Annotated in this window: 3 protein-coding genes; all 3 read right to left on the reverse strand. The window is 52.8% G+C overall.

Going from position 1 to position 884, the window contains the following annotated elements:
* Positions 1-458 (reverse strand): hypothetical protein (locus RCF13_RS19390; protein ID WP_308141469.1); only part of this gene is annotated, 458 nt, incomplete at its 3' end.
* A complete protein-coding gene (locus RCF13_RS19395; protein WP_308141470.1) occupies positions 458-637 on the reverse strand; it encodes a hypothetical protein in 180 nt (59 codons plus the stop codon). The genes RCF13_RS19390 and RCF13_RS19395, both read right to left, overlap by 1 nt.
* Positions 627-884: hypothetical protein (locus tag RCF13_RS19400; protein ID WP_308141471.1), on the reverse strand; the 258-nt coding region annotated here is incomplete at its 5' end. The genes RCF13_RS19400 and RCF13_RS19395, both read right to left, overlap by 11 nt.

Below are 884 nucleotides of genomic sequence, written 5' to 3' on the forward strand. Positions count from 1 at the left end.
AAATCAATTTTCGCTTGAATATCTTCAACGGAGTGTACAGCACTTCCAAGCTTTGCTGACTCGAGCTGGACTTGCAGCAAGCGGTGCTGGTCTTCGTATTGGAAGGGAGCAAAAGTAATTTCCTGATCTTCATCTGGAACATTCCGCCTTTCGTAAGCTTCCAACATCACTTTATGGGCCTGAACCGAATGTTCTGGCAGCGGAGCATTCAGCGTATCAACCAAGAGCTTTACCAAATCGGCAGCAGCGGCTGAATCCTTCAAACTTCTGGCCTCAGACGTCCTCCTTTGTGTGTCGGAAGTATGGGACGCAAGTGCAGCCAGCGCCGCAGCTTCCATAGGGGAGAGTGCGTCTTTTGTGCGGGACGGCTGCGTAAGGTTTTGAACCGCCTTGACCATGGCGTCGGAACAGTCAACTTGACCGGCTGGTGCGTTTCTCAATGCAGGAGTTAGTTTCATTAGTGGAATCCTCCGGGAGCCCGATTGCCAGTTTCTTGAGCCGCGACCTCCAGCAGTCGCACGGCTTCGCCAACAGACAAATCCGTTTCCAAAGCAACAACTTTTGCGACATGTGGCATACGCTTGCCAACGTCGCTGTTGAGAATTTCGGAAATACGGGCGCGCTCGTCATCGTACATTTGGGACCTCGAATTTTGCGTTGAGCTTTTTGGCAGCAGCCATCATCGGCTTCTCGTGGGGTTTCTGCAGCGAGGTATTTACCGGGCGCGGCGCGGCGGATGCCTTTGCCGGCTGTGATGGCGCGTACTTCTCAGCATGTAACCGGCGGATCTCGGCTCGCAGATTAATATATTCAGCGTATGGAAGCTTAGCTTCTGGCGCGTCCATGGGGATGTAGCCCAAATCGACATAAGGAACTGTCTGGCT

The sequence above is a fragment of the Stenotrophomonas maltophilia group sp. RNC7 genome, from assembly GCF_030910085.1.
Lineage (GTDB): Bacteria > Pseudomonadota > Gammaproteobacteria > Xanthomonadales > Xanthomonadaceae > Stenotrophomonas > Stenotrophomonas sepilia.

Excerpts from the sequence above, each read along its gene's own strand:
- RCF13_RS19395 (WP_308141470.1), bottom strand. The coding sequence starts at position 637 with ATGTACGATGACGAGCGCGCCCGTATTTCCGAAATTCTCAACAGCGAC.